Annotated in this window: 12 protein-coding genes; 7 read left to right on the forward strand and 5 right to left on the reverse strand. The window is 46.5% G+C overall.

The annotated features are described in order from the left end of the window. Positions 1 to 3: 3 nt before the first annotated feature. A complete protein-coding gene (locus ACWHX8_RS15090; protein ID WP_447968957.1) occupies positions 4 to 1,227 on the reverse strand; it encodes a glycosyltransferase family 87 protein in 1,224 nt (407 codons plus the stop codon). Between the two features lie 565 nt (positions 1,228 to 1,792). On the opposite strand from ACWHX8_RS15090, the gene ACWHX8_RS15095 reads away from it, so the two are divergent. The 7 genes from ACWHX8_RS15095 to ACWHX8_RS15125 all read left to right on the forward strand — a co-directional run bounded on the left by ACWHX8_RS15095 (position 1,793) and on the right by ACWHX8_RS15125 (position 11,501). Further along, entirely contained in the window at positions 1,793 to 3,280 is a 1,488-nt protein-coding gene (locus ACWHX8_RS15095) for a UbiA family prenyltransferase (RefSeq protein ID WP_447968958.1), read from the forward strand. Between the two features lie 7 nt (positions 3,281 to 3,287). Continuing rightward, the gene (locus ACWHX8_RS15100) at positions 3,288 to 4,709 is read left to right on the forward strand and encodes an FAD-binding oxidoreductase (protein ID WP_447968959.1); all 1,422 of its coding nucleotides are present in this window, start codon (positions 3,288 to 3,290) and stop codon (positions 4,707 to 4,709) included. A 2-nt stretch (positions 4,710 to 4,711) separates the two neighbouring features. Then, positions 4,712 to 5,446: an SDR family oxidoreductase gene (locus ACWHX8_RS15105; protein ID WP_447968960.1), complete on the forward strand. Its 735-nt coding sequence runs from the start codon at positions 4,712 to 4,714 to the stop codon at positions 5,444 to 5,446. 402 nt (positions 5,447 to 5,848) lie between these two features. Beyond that, the gene (locus tag ACWHX8_RS15110) at positions 5,849 to 6,640 is read left to right on the forward strand and encodes a histidine phosphatase family protein (protein WP_447968961.1); all 792 of its coding nucleotides are present in this window, start codon (positions 5,849 to 5,851) and stop codon (positions 6,638 to 6,640) included. Between the two features lie 342 nt (positions 6,641 to 6,982). Then, positions 6,983 to 8,458, forward strand: coding sequence for a heme-binding domain-containing protein (locus tag ACWHX8_RS15115; RefSeq protein WP_447968962.1), 1,476 nt, complete (start codon positions 6,983 to 6,985; stop codon positions 8,456 to 8,458). A gap of 471 nt (positions 8,459 to 8,929) precedes the next feature. Then, a complete protein-coding gene (gene pgsA / locus ACWHX8_RS15120) occupies positions 8,930 to 9,550 on the forward strand; it encodes a CDP-diacylglycerol--glycerol-3-phosphate 3-phosphatidyltransferase (RefSeq protein WP_447968963.1) in 621 nt (206 codons plus the stop codon). A 55-nt stretch (positions 9,551 to 9,605) separates the two neighbouring features. Then, positions 9,606 to 11,501 carry an LTA synthase family protein gene (locus ACWHX8_RS15125; RefSeq protein ID WP_447968964.1) on the forward strand — a complete coding sequence of 632 codons (1,896 nt, stop codon included), beginning with the start codon at positions 9,606 to 9,608 and terminating at the stop codon, positions 11,499 to 11,501. A gap of 43 nt (positions 11,502 to 11,544) precedes the next feature. Here the strand turns inward: ACWHX8_RS15125 and ACWHX8_RS15130 are convergent, their stop codons facing one another. The 4 genes from ACWHX8_RS15130 to ACWHX8_RS15145 all read right to left on the reverse strand — a co-directional run bounded on the left by ACWHX8_RS15130 (position 11,545) and on the right by ACWHX8_RS15145 (position 17,305). Further along, positions 11,545 to 12,435: a diacylglycerol/lipid kinase family protein gene (locus ACWHX8_RS15130; RefSeq protein WP_447968965.1), complete on the reverse strand. Its 891-nt coding sequence runs from the start codon at positions 12,433 to 12,435 to the stop codon at positions 11,545 to 11,547. A 119-nt stretch (positions 12,436 to 12,554) separates the two neighbouring features. Beyond that, positions 12,555 to 13,997, reverse strand: a complete 1,443-nt coding sequence (gene ybgF / locus ACWHX8_RS15135; protein WP_447968966.1) for a tol-pal system protein YbgF — start codon at positions 13,995 to 13,997, stop codon at positions 12,555 to 12,557. Between the two features lie 51 nt (positions 13,998 to 14,048). Next, positions 14,049 to 14,819 (reverse strand): OmpA family protein, encoded by a 771-nt coding sequence (locus ACWHX8_RS15140; RefSeq protein ID WP_447968967.1) that lies wholly within the window; start codon positions 14,817 to 14,819, stop codon positions 14,049 to 14,051. Positions 14,820 to 15,331: 512 nt separating this feature from the next. After that, the gene (locus ACWHX8_RS15145; protein ID WP_447968968.1) at positions 15,332 to 17,305 is read right to left on the reverse strand and encodes a diguanylate cyclase domain-containing protein; all 1,974 of its coding nucleotides are present in this window, start codon (positions 17,303 to 17,305) and stop codon (positions 15,332 to 15,334) included. Between the last annotated feature and the right edge of the window lie 149 nt (positions 17,306 to 17,454).

Here is a 17,454-nt window from a genome sequence, read left to right on the forward strand (position 1 = left end):
ACGTCAAACCTTCATAACCGTCGTATTGATGTTTTCGTTTCTAGCAAAAGAATCCAAGTAAATTAAATCTTTACCAGCACGAATCATCAGGAACAAAAATAGGAGACCCACAATCACAGGAGCAATAGGCACACTACTCGCGTTAAAAAATATTACTCCAATTGGAAGAAACCAGGCCATAACAAGCACCCATCCCTCACCCCAAAGAAATCCGCTTCGTTGACCAATCTCGACTATCAAAACGATTGCAGCAGAAAAAATCGTCATGTCGTAATTCAAGGCATACGGCGAGGCCAAAAACGCACCAACACATGCAATGGCGGTTCGAAGTTTCATGTCAGTCGTTCGACGAACGGCCCAATATGTTGCGCCGATAACGATGAGCGTGACGCTGGCCTGGATCAGATAGTTCGTCTTCTCTTCGAATCCATAGATCCGACCACTCATGAATACCGTAGGCATCATATACGTCAGCAAACCTGATACTTTCTCTAAAACAATCGTGGTATCCCTAATCGTCTCTGTTGAGTATAAGATCCAACTATCAAGGCCATGAAAAATCACGCTCGACACGACGAGCACCACAATTGCCCCAGCTCCACTACAGAGTGTTTTCCAATTTCGTTCTGCAATAAGCATGACCGGGATTAGGACACCCAGATGAGGCTTATACGAAAGTAGCCCAAAGAGAACTCCGGCAGAGATTGGATGTCGCTGGCGCAACATCATTCCACCGACAAAAAATGCTGCACTTAAAAATCCATTCTGACCACATAACACATTCATAAAAGTGGCGGGAGCCACCACCATGGAAAAAATGAAAATATGACGTGATCGATCAGCAATGATTGTCGACACAAACATCAGGAATGTCACAACATTCCAAAACACATATGCAGGCAAGTATGCCAACCAAGCTAGCGGGGTAAGGTAAAAAAGAAAATGAGGTGGATACGACCAAATACGAAGCTGATATTCATGGCCAAGTAAAGCTGTTTGAGCCGCGTGAAATGTTTGATAGTCAAATATCTCCGGCAACCGGTCAGTCACCGTTAAAATGGCGGCTGCCCAGAAAACCACAAAATCTGCCCCTATAGGATCATGTGTGAAAAAATATTTCCCCTCATGAGGGAGTATATATTGGATAAAGAGGAGTACTTCTAATAATAATGAAGCACCCAATATGATGGGAATCAACTCACGAGAGTTCCATCCACGTCCCGTCATATTCGAATTCCTCACATACATTCAGCTACACAATTCGACACGTATCAATGATTCATAAGGATGAAAAGAAGCCGTGAATCGTCATGTCCAGCTTATTTACTCATCAGCTGGCACTCAACAGACCTATTCGAACCAGTCCATGTTCACATTGACGAAGTGGCGGAGGGCTGCATGAGACTTCCTGACATCACCCAAACGTGTTGTAGGAATCTGATAACGTTCTATAAAACATCGACAAATACATCTAAAAACTTAATCCAGTCACTCATCGGTAACATCCCAACCTCTCCCCTCATCTTTTAGATATCAGTTTTCGAACATAACGACCGATAAAATAAAGATAAGCGTGAACAATCGCCAGGTACTTCGTACAGGCTCACTGACATCGTACGCCAACGATTACCGATTAGCTGCCGTTACAACCTATCGTTGCCCCTTGCGAACAACTTAGAAAGAGAATATTCACGCCTCAAGAACGAGAAAAGTCTATTGGAATTACTGAATATGCGGTCGGACACGCAAATCGAACAAATTAACATGTCCGCAATTTGACCTCTTCCTCAGCATGCAAAACCGAGCTGAAACAACCGTAGAACTCACAAAACAAGCTGGGTTAACCTCGATTCAGGCCAGAAACACTCGGATTCTCTGCGTTGACTTAGATAACACGCTTCTCGCAACCGACGTACTGTGGGAATCAATCCTGTTGCTCATGAAACAGCAACCTTGGGCATTGTTCGCCTTACCCATGTGGTATGTTCAAGGCCGTGCACATGTTAAGCGTTGCATAGCCGAGCGGGTCATTCTTGATCCAAACCAACTACCCTATCGTCAAGAGGTACTCGACTACCTCAAGCAAGAACACGCTCAAGGGCGAACAATAGTGTTAGCCACGGGATCCGACTACCACCCCGCAGAGGCCATTGCAACTCACCTTGGGATATTTTCTGAAGTATTAGCCAGTGATGGGAAGAGGAATCTCTCCGGGCTCTCGAAGTCTCGAAAACTCGTCGAGCGATTTGGAGAGCGAGGATTTGATTACATCGGAGACAACAAAAAAGACCTTTCTGTCTGGGCCCAAGCTCATTCGGCCTTACTTGTGGACCCAACAAACCAGATTCTTGCACAAGCCAAGAAATCCTCTACAGTCGTTCGAACCTTCCGCACAGATTCACATTCTGTTCATCGTCTTGTTCAAGCACTGCGTCTTGGACAGTGGGTCAAAAATATTCTCGTCTTTCTTCCGCTGATTACGGCGCATCAATTTGGACATTGGGAACAAAGCACACAAGTGGTTTTGGCCTTTGTGTCCTTTAGCCTGTGTGCGTCGAGTATCTACATTTTCAATGATCTTCTTGACTTGCCGGCAGACCGACGACATCCCAAGAAGAAACACCGTCCATTTGCCAGTGGGGCATTGTCCATTCCATATGGCCTCTTGATGAGTCCGACATTATTTTTAGGATCCGTGATTCTCGCACACGCCACTCTCCCGCTATCATTTCTGTACATCTTAAGTCTGTACGCGGTATCGACAACAGGATACTCCCTCTTTTTCAAACAAGTCGCCATTTTAGACGTCTTAATCCTTGCTGGCCTGTATACCCTCAGGGTCCTTGCTGGAGGCATGGCCATTGGCGTATCCATTTCGTCCTGGCTATTAGCATTTTCGATGTTCCTCTTCTTAAGCCTGGCATTCACGAAAAGGTATTTAGAATTGCAATATCGTAAGGTCAGGCATAATCAGGGGTTAGACAGACGAGCCTATCGAGGTCTGGATAAACACCTCTTGGCCATCATGGGTATGATCAGCGGATACCTGTCGGTCCTAGTCTTAGCCCTCTACATCAATAGCCCTGATGTCCTGACTCTCTATCAGCATCCCAAAACTTTGTGGTTAATCTGTCCACTGCTCTTATATTGGATCAGCCGAAATTGGCTCTTAGCCAATCGGGGGACACTCGACGATGACCCGTTGATCTTGGCCATAAAGGATCCGCATAGCTATCTTGTTGCGATTGCAGGAGGGCTCATCGTCATTATTGCGATGTAATGGAGTCATGGTGAAACACAATTTTCAATCGTGGGGAGGTTACCCCAAAGCTCAACCTCAACATGTTCACCCGATCCGTTGGCCACATGAGCCCTTACCTCGGAACAATCAAAAGACCTCCATGCTGCCTTACGCCAATGGTCGAAGCTATGGTGATAGTTGTCAGAATAATGGAGGAACCCTCCTCACAACTCACCGCCTTCAACGTTTCATCTCGTTCGATGACTCCACTGGAATTCTCCGATGCGAAGGCGGGGTATTACTTGCAGACATTTTAGACTGTGTTGTTCCACGAGGGTGGTTTTTACCTGTCACGCCCGGCACCAAATATGTGTCTCTCGGAGGCGCGATTGCAAACGATGTCCATGGGAAAAACCATCATAAGGCCGGAACTTTTGGACATCACGTACGCACCGTCGAACTCCTCCGTTCTACCGGCGAACGCATCACGTGCTCACGACAACATCACACCGAACTCTTTCGTGCAACAATTGGAGGGTTAGGGCTCACTGGACTTATTGTATGGGCAGACATCCAGCTCAAGCCGATCACAAGTCCCTGTATTGCCGTAGAACGAATCAGATTTTCTGGGCTTGATGAATTCTTTGATCTCAGCATGCAATCTGACGCATCATTCGAATATACCGTGGCCTGGATTGATTGTTTTGCAAAACAGCAACGCACTGGTCGAGGAGTATTTATTCGAGGGAACCATTGTACAGACAACTCGCAATCTCTTACGCATATTCCTCGCCGCAACACGCTGACTGTCCCCTTTCACATCCCATCCGCCTTTCTAAACTCTGGAATCATGAAATTGCTTAATCGGGCGTATTACCACATACAACCCAGACAGCTCACACAATCGCACGAACCCTATGAGAAGTTTTTTTATCCACTCGACGCTCTCCTCCATTGGAATCGACTCTATGGCACCAGGGGATTTCTCCAATATCAATGCGTTATCCCCTGCCATGATGAACAAGAAGGCATCCGTGAGCTACTTAACATCATTCATCAATCCCAACAAGGCTCTTTCCTTGCTGTCCTAAAAAAGTTTGGATCGATCCCCTCTCCTGGCTTGTTGTCCTTTCCGAAACCCGGAACAACACTGGCGTTGGACTTTCCTTTCTTAGGGGACCAAACCCTCACGCTTCTCACGAAGCTCAACAACATTGTCCGCGAAACAGGTGGAGCCGTCTACCCGGCGAAAGACGCCCACATGAGTAGGCAAGACTTTCAAGCCTACTTCCCCTGTTGGCACGTACTTGAACAACTACGAGACCCAGGGTTTTCATCAAGCTTTTGGCGACGTGTGACACACCTCGCCCCCACACCACCACAACCAAGCATGTCCGAATCCTGTTCATCACCAATACAGAGAGAGCATGCGTTTGCAAATTCGTCGTTATACAGCATAACGGATTAATCATGAATGTCTTGATCATTGGAGCCACATCGTCCATAGCCCAAGAAACGGCAAAACGCTTTGCGCTGGAAGGAGCTCGACTCTACCTTGCAGGTCGCGACCCTGATAAATTACAAGCCATTCAAGCCGATTTAGTAGTGCGCGGAGCAACACAGGTCGAGAGGATGACACTCGACCTCTGCCTTCTTGATCAACACGAACATCTCATCACAACCGCAATCCATACTCTCGAAGGACTCGACGCCGTTCTCATTGCTCATGGAACATTAAGTCATCAAGAGACATGCGAACAAAGTGTTTCGGCCACGATGAAAGAACTAACCACCAACAGTCTCAGTACAATTTCGTTACTGACTATCTTAGGCAACTACTTTGAAAAACAGGGGAAAGGAACGATAGCGGTCATTTCATCTGTCGCAGGAGATCGCGGTCGTCAAAGCAATTACGTTTACGGGACAGCTAAAGGTGCCGTCACCATCTTTTTACAGGGACTCCGAAACCGACTGGCAAAATCAAATATATCCGTCGTCACGATCAAACCAGGGTTCGTCGATACTCCCATGACTGCCGATGTGAAGAAAAATGGGTTATTTGCTAAACCTGAAACCGTCGGAAAACACATTCACCAGGCAATGAAAAACCCTAGCAATGAAGTCTATACGCCTTGGTTTTGGCAACCAATTATGCTGCTGCTACGTAGCATCCCGGAATGTATGTTTAAACAGTTGAAGCTCTGAATACTGCATTCACAGGATTTATCACGATATAGCCGATAAACATTATCTGTATAGAAAACGATTGAGGAAGAGAGCCCGAACAAACAAGTAGCGATGAACAGGTTCTCTTGAAGGTTAATCAAGCTCACGACATACCTGTTCAAAAAATAAGAGAGAAAACATTGTTTTGGCATCAATAGTGCGCTTCATTGTGCAGTCGCATGCATACTGAACCCCATATGGCAAATAACTTGGGCCTTCACTGGAGAGAAACAATACCTAGAACTGCCCACAAATATTCCATGCCAATAATATCTCCGCAAAAAGAGGTAAACTCATGTACTTGAATACACATACTCAGACAACGTTGTGGCCGACTTTTACAAATTGTATGCGTAGCCTGATCGAACAGAGGAGCTTGAGATGAATATTTCAGGAATCGGCAAACAAGTCTTGAAATTCCTGATATACATGCTCGGAACTTTCATCATGGTATTAACTGTTCACATCTCTGCAGATGAAAAGTTTCGTGACACATTTTTCCGTTTCATTTCTATTGTTTCCCACATAAAAGTTACCGGAATACCAGTGCCATCAGGCATGCCGTCGGACGTGTTCGCCGCGTTGCGTCAAGGAGGATATACCATATTTATCAGACATTCAGAACGCGATAAAGATGTGGAAAATCGGTCGGCATTTGAACGATTCGCTTTGAAATATGATGGAGGAACACATCCCACGTTCAAGCGAGGCAGCTGCCTCACTGAGGAAGGGAAAGCGGAAGCGTGGCTATTAGGTCAAGTGTTCCAAAAATCTCAGATCCCGATAGACACAGTGTACGCAAGCCCAACTTGTCGTACACAAGAAACAGCTCAACTCGCATTTGGACGCATAGATGTCATTGAACCATCGCTCAACTATCAAGGGACAAAAACATCGTACGTGGAAATGGGACTGACAACGAAGGAAGAGAAAGAATTGGCCGATCAACATTTCCGAAAACTCATTTACGCTTTACCACATAAAGGTACTAACAAAGTCATTGTGGCGCACGCTGGCCAGTTTCGCGATGTACAAGGATTTGAGTGGCAATCATTTCGACTGCAGGAAAGTGGCGTATTAATCATTAAACATGAATCAGAAAATATGATCACTCCAATCACCCGAGCCACCTTAGAGGAACTTGTGTATGCGTTACCTCAGCCATCGCATTAGCAGACGATTCAATATCCCAGAGGCCACCTACACCATCAATGCCTATAGAAACAAAATCCTGTTCCTGACCATCCACGTTTGAATAGCTACGCCAGACTGACACAGAAACGAAATCCCCTTTCGCTTCGCTAATCCCTTGCCTGCCTTTGCACGTTTTCGCTTAATTCATAATTACTCCCCTGCGCCACGCTACACCCCATTTCCTCAGATTTTATGCGATGAAACGAGAAATGACCATTGGGCAGCCGGTTACAATCTTCATAGACAACTCAGCCTCAACCTTAATTTCCTTATACGTTCTTCCGAAAAATTCATCATATTCCTAAACCAGTAACCATTGCCATGAAGCCTGAAACGACAATTCAATCTAAAACAGTACAAATATTGCTTGGCAGCCTTGTCATCATTGCATCAACCTGGACACTACTCTATGCACGTCACTTTCAAGAAATTGTTGCAATACCCAAAAACACTGAAATACCACAGGCCTCACTACAAGAAACCTTTACCCAATTTGACGAACATATAAAACCAATTTTAGAAAAAAAATGTTTCGCCTGCCATACGGACACAACAGATCGTCCATTTTTCTACTACATTCCAGTTATAGATTTACTATCAAAGCCCTACACAGAAAATGAAATTTTATTAGGAAGACGGCATTTCGACTTTTCCGAGGGAATACCACGAGGCCGGCTTGGTGCAGCAATGGAAATGGTTTTGCGACTACGGGCAGTGATAGAGGAGAACGCCATGCCACCAGTAGCCTACAGTATCGCGCGGCCCTATAACTTGTTAAATGACGAAGAAGAAAAAATCATTCTTGATTGGGCTGAAAAGGGGGCGGAAGCGTTGGTGACTGAATTAATGAATGTAAAGGGAAGCAACCAAGAGACGAACATCGACACGTCCAATGAATTTGCAGAAACACTCGCAAACAACATTCTTGCCGCATGCCCCCTGTCCGACCCCGGTGATGTCACAGCACATGATCGATGTGCGGATACGCTGACGACATCATCGATCTTTAAGACAAGGATGCATGAACCGTTTCTCTGGGGCGGGCAAAAAGCTCCTGGCGATTATAAAACCTATCATACGCATGTGACTCGCTTTAATCCGCTTCTGTTTCGAAAACTATACCTTTCGCTATTTATGTTTGAGGGCTCGTATCAGGTTGATCATGACGGCGAACTCTTAGCGTACCGTTTCCCGGTTCAATTTCGAAATCAATTACCGGACGGCGAATACCCGTATCCTTTTTGGCATGCAAAAAACAAGTGGAAAAAATACAACGAAAGCGCCGAGCTTATTCTTTTGGTGAGACAGGGGAAAATCATTGGAGCTTTTCGATCAGCGAACAAGAGAACCCCTCTTCCTTCATATCGCGAAAGAACATGGAATGGAACCTGGCTGTGGAACAATCCTGACAGTACGGTCTTACAGCCCAGAGTTACCAATTACGACGCCATCTTTTCTCCGGACAATCCATACGTCAAAGAACTCGATAAAGCCTATTGGAACCTCTCCTTAGGATTTCGCAGTGAAAATTGCATGGTTTGCCACAGTCCAAGCAATGTCAGCGAAATGCAGACACTTGAGCTCTTGAGTTCTCCAGGTCATGCGTTGGGAGCAAGAAATCGGATTTTAGCAGTATTTGAGGATAATTCCATGCCCCCAGTTTCCGGCATTCAAAGCATAGAGACACGGAAAATTTTAAGTGAACTTGCCAAAGCGTTTAAGAAATTAGCCGACAAGGCCTTAGATTATGAAGGAGAAAATATCAAAGACCACCTAGCTAGACCAACCTTTTTGTAGATACCCACGGGTCCACACCCATGGACCTCCGCACTAGCGTTGAGAGACACGCAGGCCTCCACGTCCAGCCGAAGAGTCAATTGCCACGTCTCTCTTCTGAAAGATACAGAGCATAGAATTGGCCTCAAGCCAAAATACACTCCTGGCAAGACTTCCCCATGCCCGAATGATCATCGAGTATAGGACAGACAAACTTCTTAGGATTCCTCAGGAAATCACAAGCCTTTCCCCCTGTTTGCACAGTCGTCTCCCCTTCAAGAACACAACGAAGTTATCAAGTAAATTACACAATGACCGATAATTCAAGAATCGACTAACTGCATTCAAAGCCATTCATGTTAAACGAACATTCTACATTCCGGATACAATGGAACGTTCACCTTGCCTATGAATATAGGAATACAAAATTACCATTATAGCTTCCACCAACCTTCAACAGTTTATGACATGCTGACGAATGACATGCCGATCATGCAAATGACTCATGACACGCTTGAAAAGTCAAAGATACAAAGATCGATTCTTCCCTCTCCCAACATAAATCTTCCAAACCTGTTGACCTGTTCCCGTATCATGTTAATTCCGTTATTTATTGCCATGCTCCCTCCTCCTTCATCCTCACGTTCTCTGACAGCAGCGATTATATTCGGCATAGCCGCGTTGACGGATTTTTTTGATGGATATCTTGCACGAAAGTACTCTCAAATCACCACACTAGGCAAACTGCTTGATCCAATAGCTGATAAATTATTAGTCACGGCAGGACTTGTAGTGCTCGTCCAATACCAACAAATAGAAACATGGTTGGCCTTTCCCATCATTGCCAGAGAGTTAGGCGTGACAGGACTCCGTGCGGTTGCGGCGGCAGAAGGCCTGCTCATACCTGCTGATGCGTTGGGAAAGGTAAAAACATTTTTTCAAATATGTGGAATTCTATTTCTCTCACTCCCCATATTTCCTCTCTATGAAACATTCGGAATACATAACCTTGGCGTCGTTCTTCTCTACGTGTCGCTTATGCTCGGCATCGTATCAGGGCTCCAGTATCTTTCGTCCGTGTTACGAAAAATTGGAACAGGCAGGACGGCCTAAAGTCGAGATGCTTGAATTCACACTCTTCGGTTTTATCGTTTCGGAGTTTGCCTAAATGCCAAATAGCCTTTCACCCTTGATACAGGACATTCAGGCCTCCATCAAACAGAGAGCAATGCAATGTAACGCGCGCTCTCCTCTCATCACGCTTGCCCTTCGTCACGGATTATTTCTTCTCATCACGCTATTCGCATTTCGGCTTGAAAAGATTCTATACATTCAACTCAACCTTGGAATCAAAGAATGGGCAATCACGTTCCTACCGGAAGTCGGAACGGTTCTGCTTGTGGAAGTGTTTTTATTCACACTTGCATTCATCTTTCAATCCTTAGGAGAGCGGACACACCGAATCATCTTTCATAGCAGCCATGCATTACTCTACGTCATCGCCATCGTCGAGCATCAGTTCCTCATGAAAACAGGGACACAAATTGACATTTCTCTCATCTCATATACGACTCAACATGCCGGCGAGCTTTCGTCAGTCATTCGCAGCGGTGTCGATGCGGGGCTCCTCACTCGAATTGTCATCGCTATTTCGTGTTTTTTATTAGGATGGCAATTCACCGGCAAGCCATGCATTCGCTCTCACGTACAATCAGCCCTAGTCGTTATGGCCATCATCATTTCTCCATATCTCATCGGATTATCACAACCACCGGGGGGAACAGGAACGCCATTCTCTACAAGGATCTTTGTAGACTTCTTCTTTCCACTCTTTACACAACAAATTGCACAGGCTGAAACACTCGCATTGCCTCAAGCCATATACGAGACTCCCCAATTACTCGATCAGCAACCAACACGTCGTCCAAACATTTTATTGTTCGTCATGGAATCTTCACGAGCGGATGTATTTCCTTCCTATGCACATGGAAAAGATAAAGCACAGACTCCATTTTTCACCCAACTTGCACAGCAAGGTCATCTGTTTGAGAATGTCTATACGACCGTCCCACATACATCGAAAGCCTTAACGGGGATCCTGTGTGGCATGTACCCACAGTTGAAACAATCGATCAGTGAATCAGAATCAACAGCCTTTCCCTTGCGATGCCTCCCTCACCTTCTACAAGAACTCGGCTATCGAACAACCTTCTTGCAAACGGCTAAAGGAGAATTTGAAAATCGACCAAAGCTTTTGAAAAATGTGGGATTTGATTCGTGGCAACTTCAGGAAGATCTGAGTGCTGGATATCAAGAAGTAGGGTATTTCGGCCTAGACGAATTGGCCATGATTGAGCCTACAGTTGATTGGATTGCCTCAAACAATATTCAGCCATTTTTTTTGACATTGCTGACAGTTTCCACACATCATCCATACCAAATACCAGGGATGAAGGAATGGCCAGAACCCAACAAAGAATTCTCAAGCTATCTGGAGGCCATTGCCTATCAAGATCGATTCGCGAGCCAGCTATACAAACAATTGCAAGACAAAGAACTGTTAGCGAATACGATGTTGATTTTTGTGGGTGACCACGGCGAAGCATTTGGCGAGCATTATCGGAAACAACATGATGTCGTTCCGTACGAAGAAGGCATTCGTGTCCCATTGCTCATATACGGGCCTCAGTGGCTTGGTCCGATTGGAACTCGAGGGGGTCTTCGACATCATATTGACCTCATGCCGACCATACTGGAATTACTTGGAGTGCACATTCAAGGGAAATTACCAGGCAAAAGCCTATTCACAACCGAAGGACATGAATACGTCGTATCTTCATGTTGGTATACAAATTACTGTTTGGCGCTACGGCAAGCAAACTGGAAGTTTATCTATCACTTTGGCCGCCGAACACCAGAAGTGTTTGACCTGAAGAACGACCCATACGAAACAGTCAATCGAATTAACGATGTTCCAGAAGACCTTGAAGGCCAGGCTTGGCATAAGATGCTACAATTCAAGGCTTCGGTTGATGAATATTACAAAACATTTACCAGAATTTGACCACCATTATTGTTAAAGAACAACCGTAATAACAGGATCAGAGTCAAGGCGCCAATACTTTCCTGGGAACTGGCTCTACGGTAAATGTCACAGGCGTGAGTCCGAACGGCTCGCCATCGACTTCAACATCAATGCCTCCAGAGCCTTCAACCACAACCTGAGTTGCAGAATACAGACTCACACCTTTCATCTGCGCTAAACTGCCTCGGATCAGGCCATACGCATAGCGCACTAGACAGCTTACTTGATCACCATGGAGTACGGCGACGGATAGTTTTGGAAAGGCATGATTGGCAGTCGGTAAAATAGGGTGTGGGCCAGCAAAATATGGACCTTTCCCAACAATGATCCCTAAGATTTTTCCCTCAACTTTTCTTCCATCGATCAACACATTGAATGGTGGAAAATTGTATCGTAGAAGTTCGCGTATTGCCTGAACTCCATAAGCTCCCTCATGAATCCAGCTCTTAAGCCATAAGGAAACGCGCGCGACAACTCGCGCATCAAAACCCACCGATCCCACGCTCAGAAAAGAACGCCCATTCGCCTGCCCTAAATAGATGTCACGCGTCACCCCCTGCTGTAAAGTGTTGAGCCATTCATCGACAGCGCGTGGAATGGATAAGCTACGGGCAAAAAGGTTGACAGTTCCAGATGGGTAATACGCGATAGCCGTCGAAGGTGAAATCAAGGATAGTGCATGAAAGAGAGTGCCATCTCCTCCTATACAAATGACAGATTCCCAATCGCTTCCCAACTGGCTCAGACAAGAGGCCTCATCGCCACTTGTCGCATGCGTATGTTTGACATGATACCCCATCGAGACAAGATGCTGAACAAGAGCGATCGCTCTTCGTTGAGCATCTCCTCGTCCAGAGGTTGGATTATAGAGCGTAAGAGTTTTTTGCGGAGAAAATGGATTGGAGTCAGGCACGCAACCTCAAAAGGTATGAACGCGTGATGAGTTCACGCAATTCTCAAAGCCACATGGATGTTGCCAAAAGCCACACCATGCCCTCCCTTCAAATAGGCCTGATCAAGAAGAAGAGTACTTTACGATGCGCCATCTCGCGATCGACTCACTTCAGTCAACCTGGCATAGGCTTTCGTCGCGGCACGGCTTTTGGGGTAGGTTCGAACGAGTTGACGAAACATTGAACGTGCGGCCTTGGCATTATGGAGGCCTAAATGCGAATAACCAATTTTCAAGAGTGCGGCAGGAACCTTTGCACTGGTCGGATATGCAGTCATGACACGCTTAAACTCTCGAATAGCCTGATCGTACTGTCCTTGCCCATAATAACACTCACCCAGCCAGTACTGAGCATTTGATGCGAGTGACGATCGAGGATATTCCTTGAGAAATTGACGAAACCCATGAAACGCTCCTTGTAAGTCACCGGCTCGCAACATCTCATAGCGTTGCTGATAAAATGCAACCTCACGTTCCGTTGGCTTGGTCTGCTGCTGAACTGGTCGAGATAACGATTGGCTCCCGACAATTTTTGAACGATCTAACATCTCAAGGGAAGCTTGAGTCGCTTGCTGTTCGAAGAGCCGATCTCGTGCAAGGTCAGATTCAGCGGGAGGACTGAAGTCCGCCTCTCTTTGAGAAGGCGCCATCTTCGCCAGTGAATCCCGAAGGTCTTGAGCCGGGCTCGAATCTGCCACCGTTGAATGAACCGCCGGACGCTCAGGCTTTGAAGAGACAGCCTCAGGCAGCGATCGACTATGAACAACTTGAGCAAGAGTACGTTCATGCGTATCAAGTCGGTCGGCAAGCGTTTGGGTCACCTGCTCGAATGCAGACACGACACTATCCACACTCTGCTTCATTTGCTGCCAATTGGCTTGCGCAACGTCACTTTTGTCATGCTGATCACTGGTGAAACTGACCATTTGCCTATCAACATTACCTAACTTGGTTTCTTGATCGACAAGTGCCTGCCGAACCGTATCTAAGGCGTCCTTAAAATCGACAAACGAGCCCTGAAACTCTGAAATTTTTTGAGCTTGCGAAGTCACAACCTCGTTCTGTTGATGAATTTGTTGTTGGAGCTGTTCAACCTTGGAGAGAACACGTTCTTCTCGCACCTGAGCTTCTTGGCGGGTCTCTTCAACCTCCTGGCCAAGCATGTCCATGTGTTTTGTGACCGACTGCAAATGATGTTCGCTCTGGTCTATCGCCCCACGCACTTCAAATAAGTCACCATCTTTAATGGTCGTGACTTGATCCATCACTTCAGCACGGGCTTCAAGCAGTTCCTGTATTTCAGCACGCTGGGTGGAGATAATCCCATTCGCTTCTTGAAGCGCCAGATTGGCCTCAGCCACCGCGTCCTGCAGATCAACTTTACTCTTGTCTAATTTCGTGATGCGCGCATCAAGGTCACGCTTGATACGCACGACATCAGCCTGCTGCGCTACACATCCGCTGCTGAGTAAACATGCAATAATGACTACGACAGTTGAACAAGCTCGCTGAGTGTTATTCATAAAATTCATGCCATGTCTCTATACGAACAAAGATATTATTCAGTCGAATTGTCAATCGATCCAGTCATCACGATCGGCATTCCACGGTCTTGCATCGGCGATCTTGACTCCGAGTAAAAAGTGAGCGCGCCGGTTTTCCTGAAAACAGGATTCCCCATCGCCACGGCAAAGAGGATTATCTTTACCATACGTCATCACCGTGAGTTGTGATGCCGACACCCCGAGGCTGGTCAAGTAATTTCGAACGCGTAACGCGCGTTTTTTCCCGAGTATATAATTGTAGGCTCGAGTGCCTCGCTCATCACAATGCCCTTCTATGGTTACGGCGTTTGTCGGATTCGATTTCAAAATCTTGGCGTTACTGAGCAAAGCCTGCTTCGCTTCATCAGTCAACTCCCAACTATCTAACTCAAAAAAGACATCATTGAGACCTGAACGATCAGAGAGTAACTCTGCCTGTCGCCGTTGATTCCAATATTGTTTCGCAAGATCGGTTGGCGAAAGAGGTTTAATATCCACATCACTTTCGTCCAAGGATTCTTGAGAGAACAACTCGTCGGACGGTGAAAACTGCTTGGAACCTTTCCCGCCGAAACCAAAACCATCTCCCCCTGCTCCAGACTGTCCACCTGATCGTTCATCAAGCAAAGCAAGTTGCTCAGCGTCCGCTTCATGCATTTGATTCTTCTTGACTTTCTGGCCGTGACCGGTGGTATGAGTCGCACGGTGACTACACCCGCTTACCAGTAATATCATCGAAAGAAGTATGACAATGGTCACGAGTGATCGATAGTACACGCCTGGTTGCTTCATCGCAGTCATGCTCCTTTCATTGTCCTGCACTCGATTGATCATAATTGGAATCTGACGCACATCGTCAGTACCGCAAAACATAGGCCATGCAATTACGGGACCAAGAGAGCGAGGGTGGAATTTTAGGAATGTTCGCCCTTGGTATCTCATTGGCTCTCACATCCAATATGCAAATACAAAGCACTCGTACATGGCACAAGAAATAGCACCGCCTCACAAAAAACACTTGTCATCCAACAACATACTACCATTTCAAACTTACGAGTAGAAAAAAGACAACAGAGCCAACCTTCAAACACCTGGACCTTGAAATGATGTCCTGCTCAGAAATACAGAGGAGTGCGTGCTCACTAAAAATATCGAAAGAAGGACCATCGTCCGAAGCATTTTTTCAACATCCGTGGTATTTCCCCAACGCCCCCACACTCACCTAGGGCATAAGAAAACACACAAAGATTGACGGGAAAGAGTTGTGGGAAGGATTCAGGAATCGAAACGAATCGTAGGAGTGACAGGATAGGTTAGGAAGCACCGGGGATACACGATCTGGCGCCTCCAGACGAGAAGGCCCACGCTTGCCCACCAAGCTCCTTGGCCTTGTACATCGCGCGATCAGCTTGCCGAAGAAGATCTTCAGGCTCTACAGCATCAACTGGAAACAGTGCAATCCCGATACTCGTCCGGACCTGGACCTGATGACCATCGAGAGAGATAGGATCAACGACGCAATCTAAAATTTTCTGTGCAACATGTTGGGCGTCATCCGCATGTTCGAGGTCTTGCAGGATCAAGGTAAATTCATCCCCACTTAAACGAGCAACAGTATCAGTCGCACGCACGCAGTGCGCCAGACGTTCGGCTACTGTTTTGAGTAACTGATCACCAGCCCGATGTCCGTATTCATCATTCACGCGTTTAAAACAGTCCAGATCAATAAAAAACACGGCGAGGAGCCGTTGATGCCTTCGAGCCTGGGCTAAGGCTTGTTCAAGTCGATCTTGAAACATGACGCGATTGGGAAGATCCGTGAGCGGATCATGATACACACGATGAATAATTTGCGTCTCAGCCTCTTTTCGGCTCGTAATATCCTGAAGAATCGCGACAATATTGGACACACGCCCATCTTCATTCAAGAGTGGGGTCAGCACTTCCTCCATCGTATACTCTCTGCCGTCCTTTCGTGTGGCGGTCGATTCAACCTTCCACGATTGTGCAGGTAATTCTTGTTCGCCCGCCCGTTCCAATAACTGTCGAAAGGACTTGGATTGCGATGAGGGCAGCACCGTTCCGATCACTTCTCCAAGCTCGTAGCCACTCATACGGCAATACGCATCATTCACCCACTCAATCGTCCCTTCCGGATTCGTGATACAGACCGCATGCTCTGCATAATTCAACGCTTTCCCCTGAAGACGCAAATGATCATAGTTTTGAGCCACAAACATCGCTTTACTAATATGCAGACCAAGTTGTTCCAACCACCGGACGATACTGGGCTCAAACTCATCAGCTTGGCGAGAACAGATCGTTAAGACTCCCAACACTCGATCATCGATTGAGAGCGGCACAACAATCTGAGACTGAAACCCCTCAGCACGAAGCCATGACACACCAGGTTCATCATTCGCATGATCATGTCGCAATACTTGCGTGCGCTTCTGTTGAATGGCTTGACTCACAACATCGACGGGCTTACCAATCCGTTCAAGACGTTCTAAGGACGACACGCATGCATCACCGTCATGTGCGATGGAACACATCGAACCTCCCGCCTCCTGTGTGCCAATCCATACGAATGGATAGCCAAACGTTTCAACCAGCCGACGACACAGGATGGACAATGCCTGCCGAACCGTCATGCCTGACAAGAGCAATTGAATCAGTTCATTGGACAATTCTTGAGCGATGATCCCCTGTCGATGTTCAGTCACATCCCAGAGGAGCCAGTGCGCACCAACCAACTGCCCATCGGTATCCCGAAGAGCCGAAAGCGTACATACCACGGAACGGGGATCTTTCGAGTGGGGAACAACCTGAAGCTCTCCTTGCCAGTTTTGCACTTTTCCATTTAACGCTTTTAAGCGCTGCAAGAGATTGGTCCAATTATCCTCACTCATTAAGCTTGCGAAAGGAAGGCCCGTCAACTGCTGCTGAGTGAGATGAAACAGCCGTGCCGCCTGTTGATTGGCCATATGAATGATGCCGTCAGACGAGGTCACAATATGACTATCAGGAATACAGTTTAAAATTTCTTGTACAGGTTGGACCAACGATAAAGACGAACCATTTCCCTCAACATGCAGTGGCACGTGAGGCACGACATCTTGACCGAGGTCTTGGAGAGGGTTCACTTCTAAGACAGACTCTAATTGATGGCAGGCAAGAGACAGAGACGCTTCTAAAGACGAAGAGAACGGGATGTCCTGCGAATCCAATGCCTGCAGAAGCCGAGAAAGTCGCTCTTTATATGTGTCCAATGAAGAAGTATGCATTTGAATGCTCAAACGATGGGTGTTCAACATTTCATGAATATATACGATCTATAGTCGTAAACGTCCAAACCTAGTCAATACCCTATTGGAACTATACGGAAGGGCCGTGGAACAGCTATAGCCCCTAACGCTTGCCACGACCCCTTGAT

It is taken from the genome of Nitrospira sp. M1, assembly GCF_965152605.1.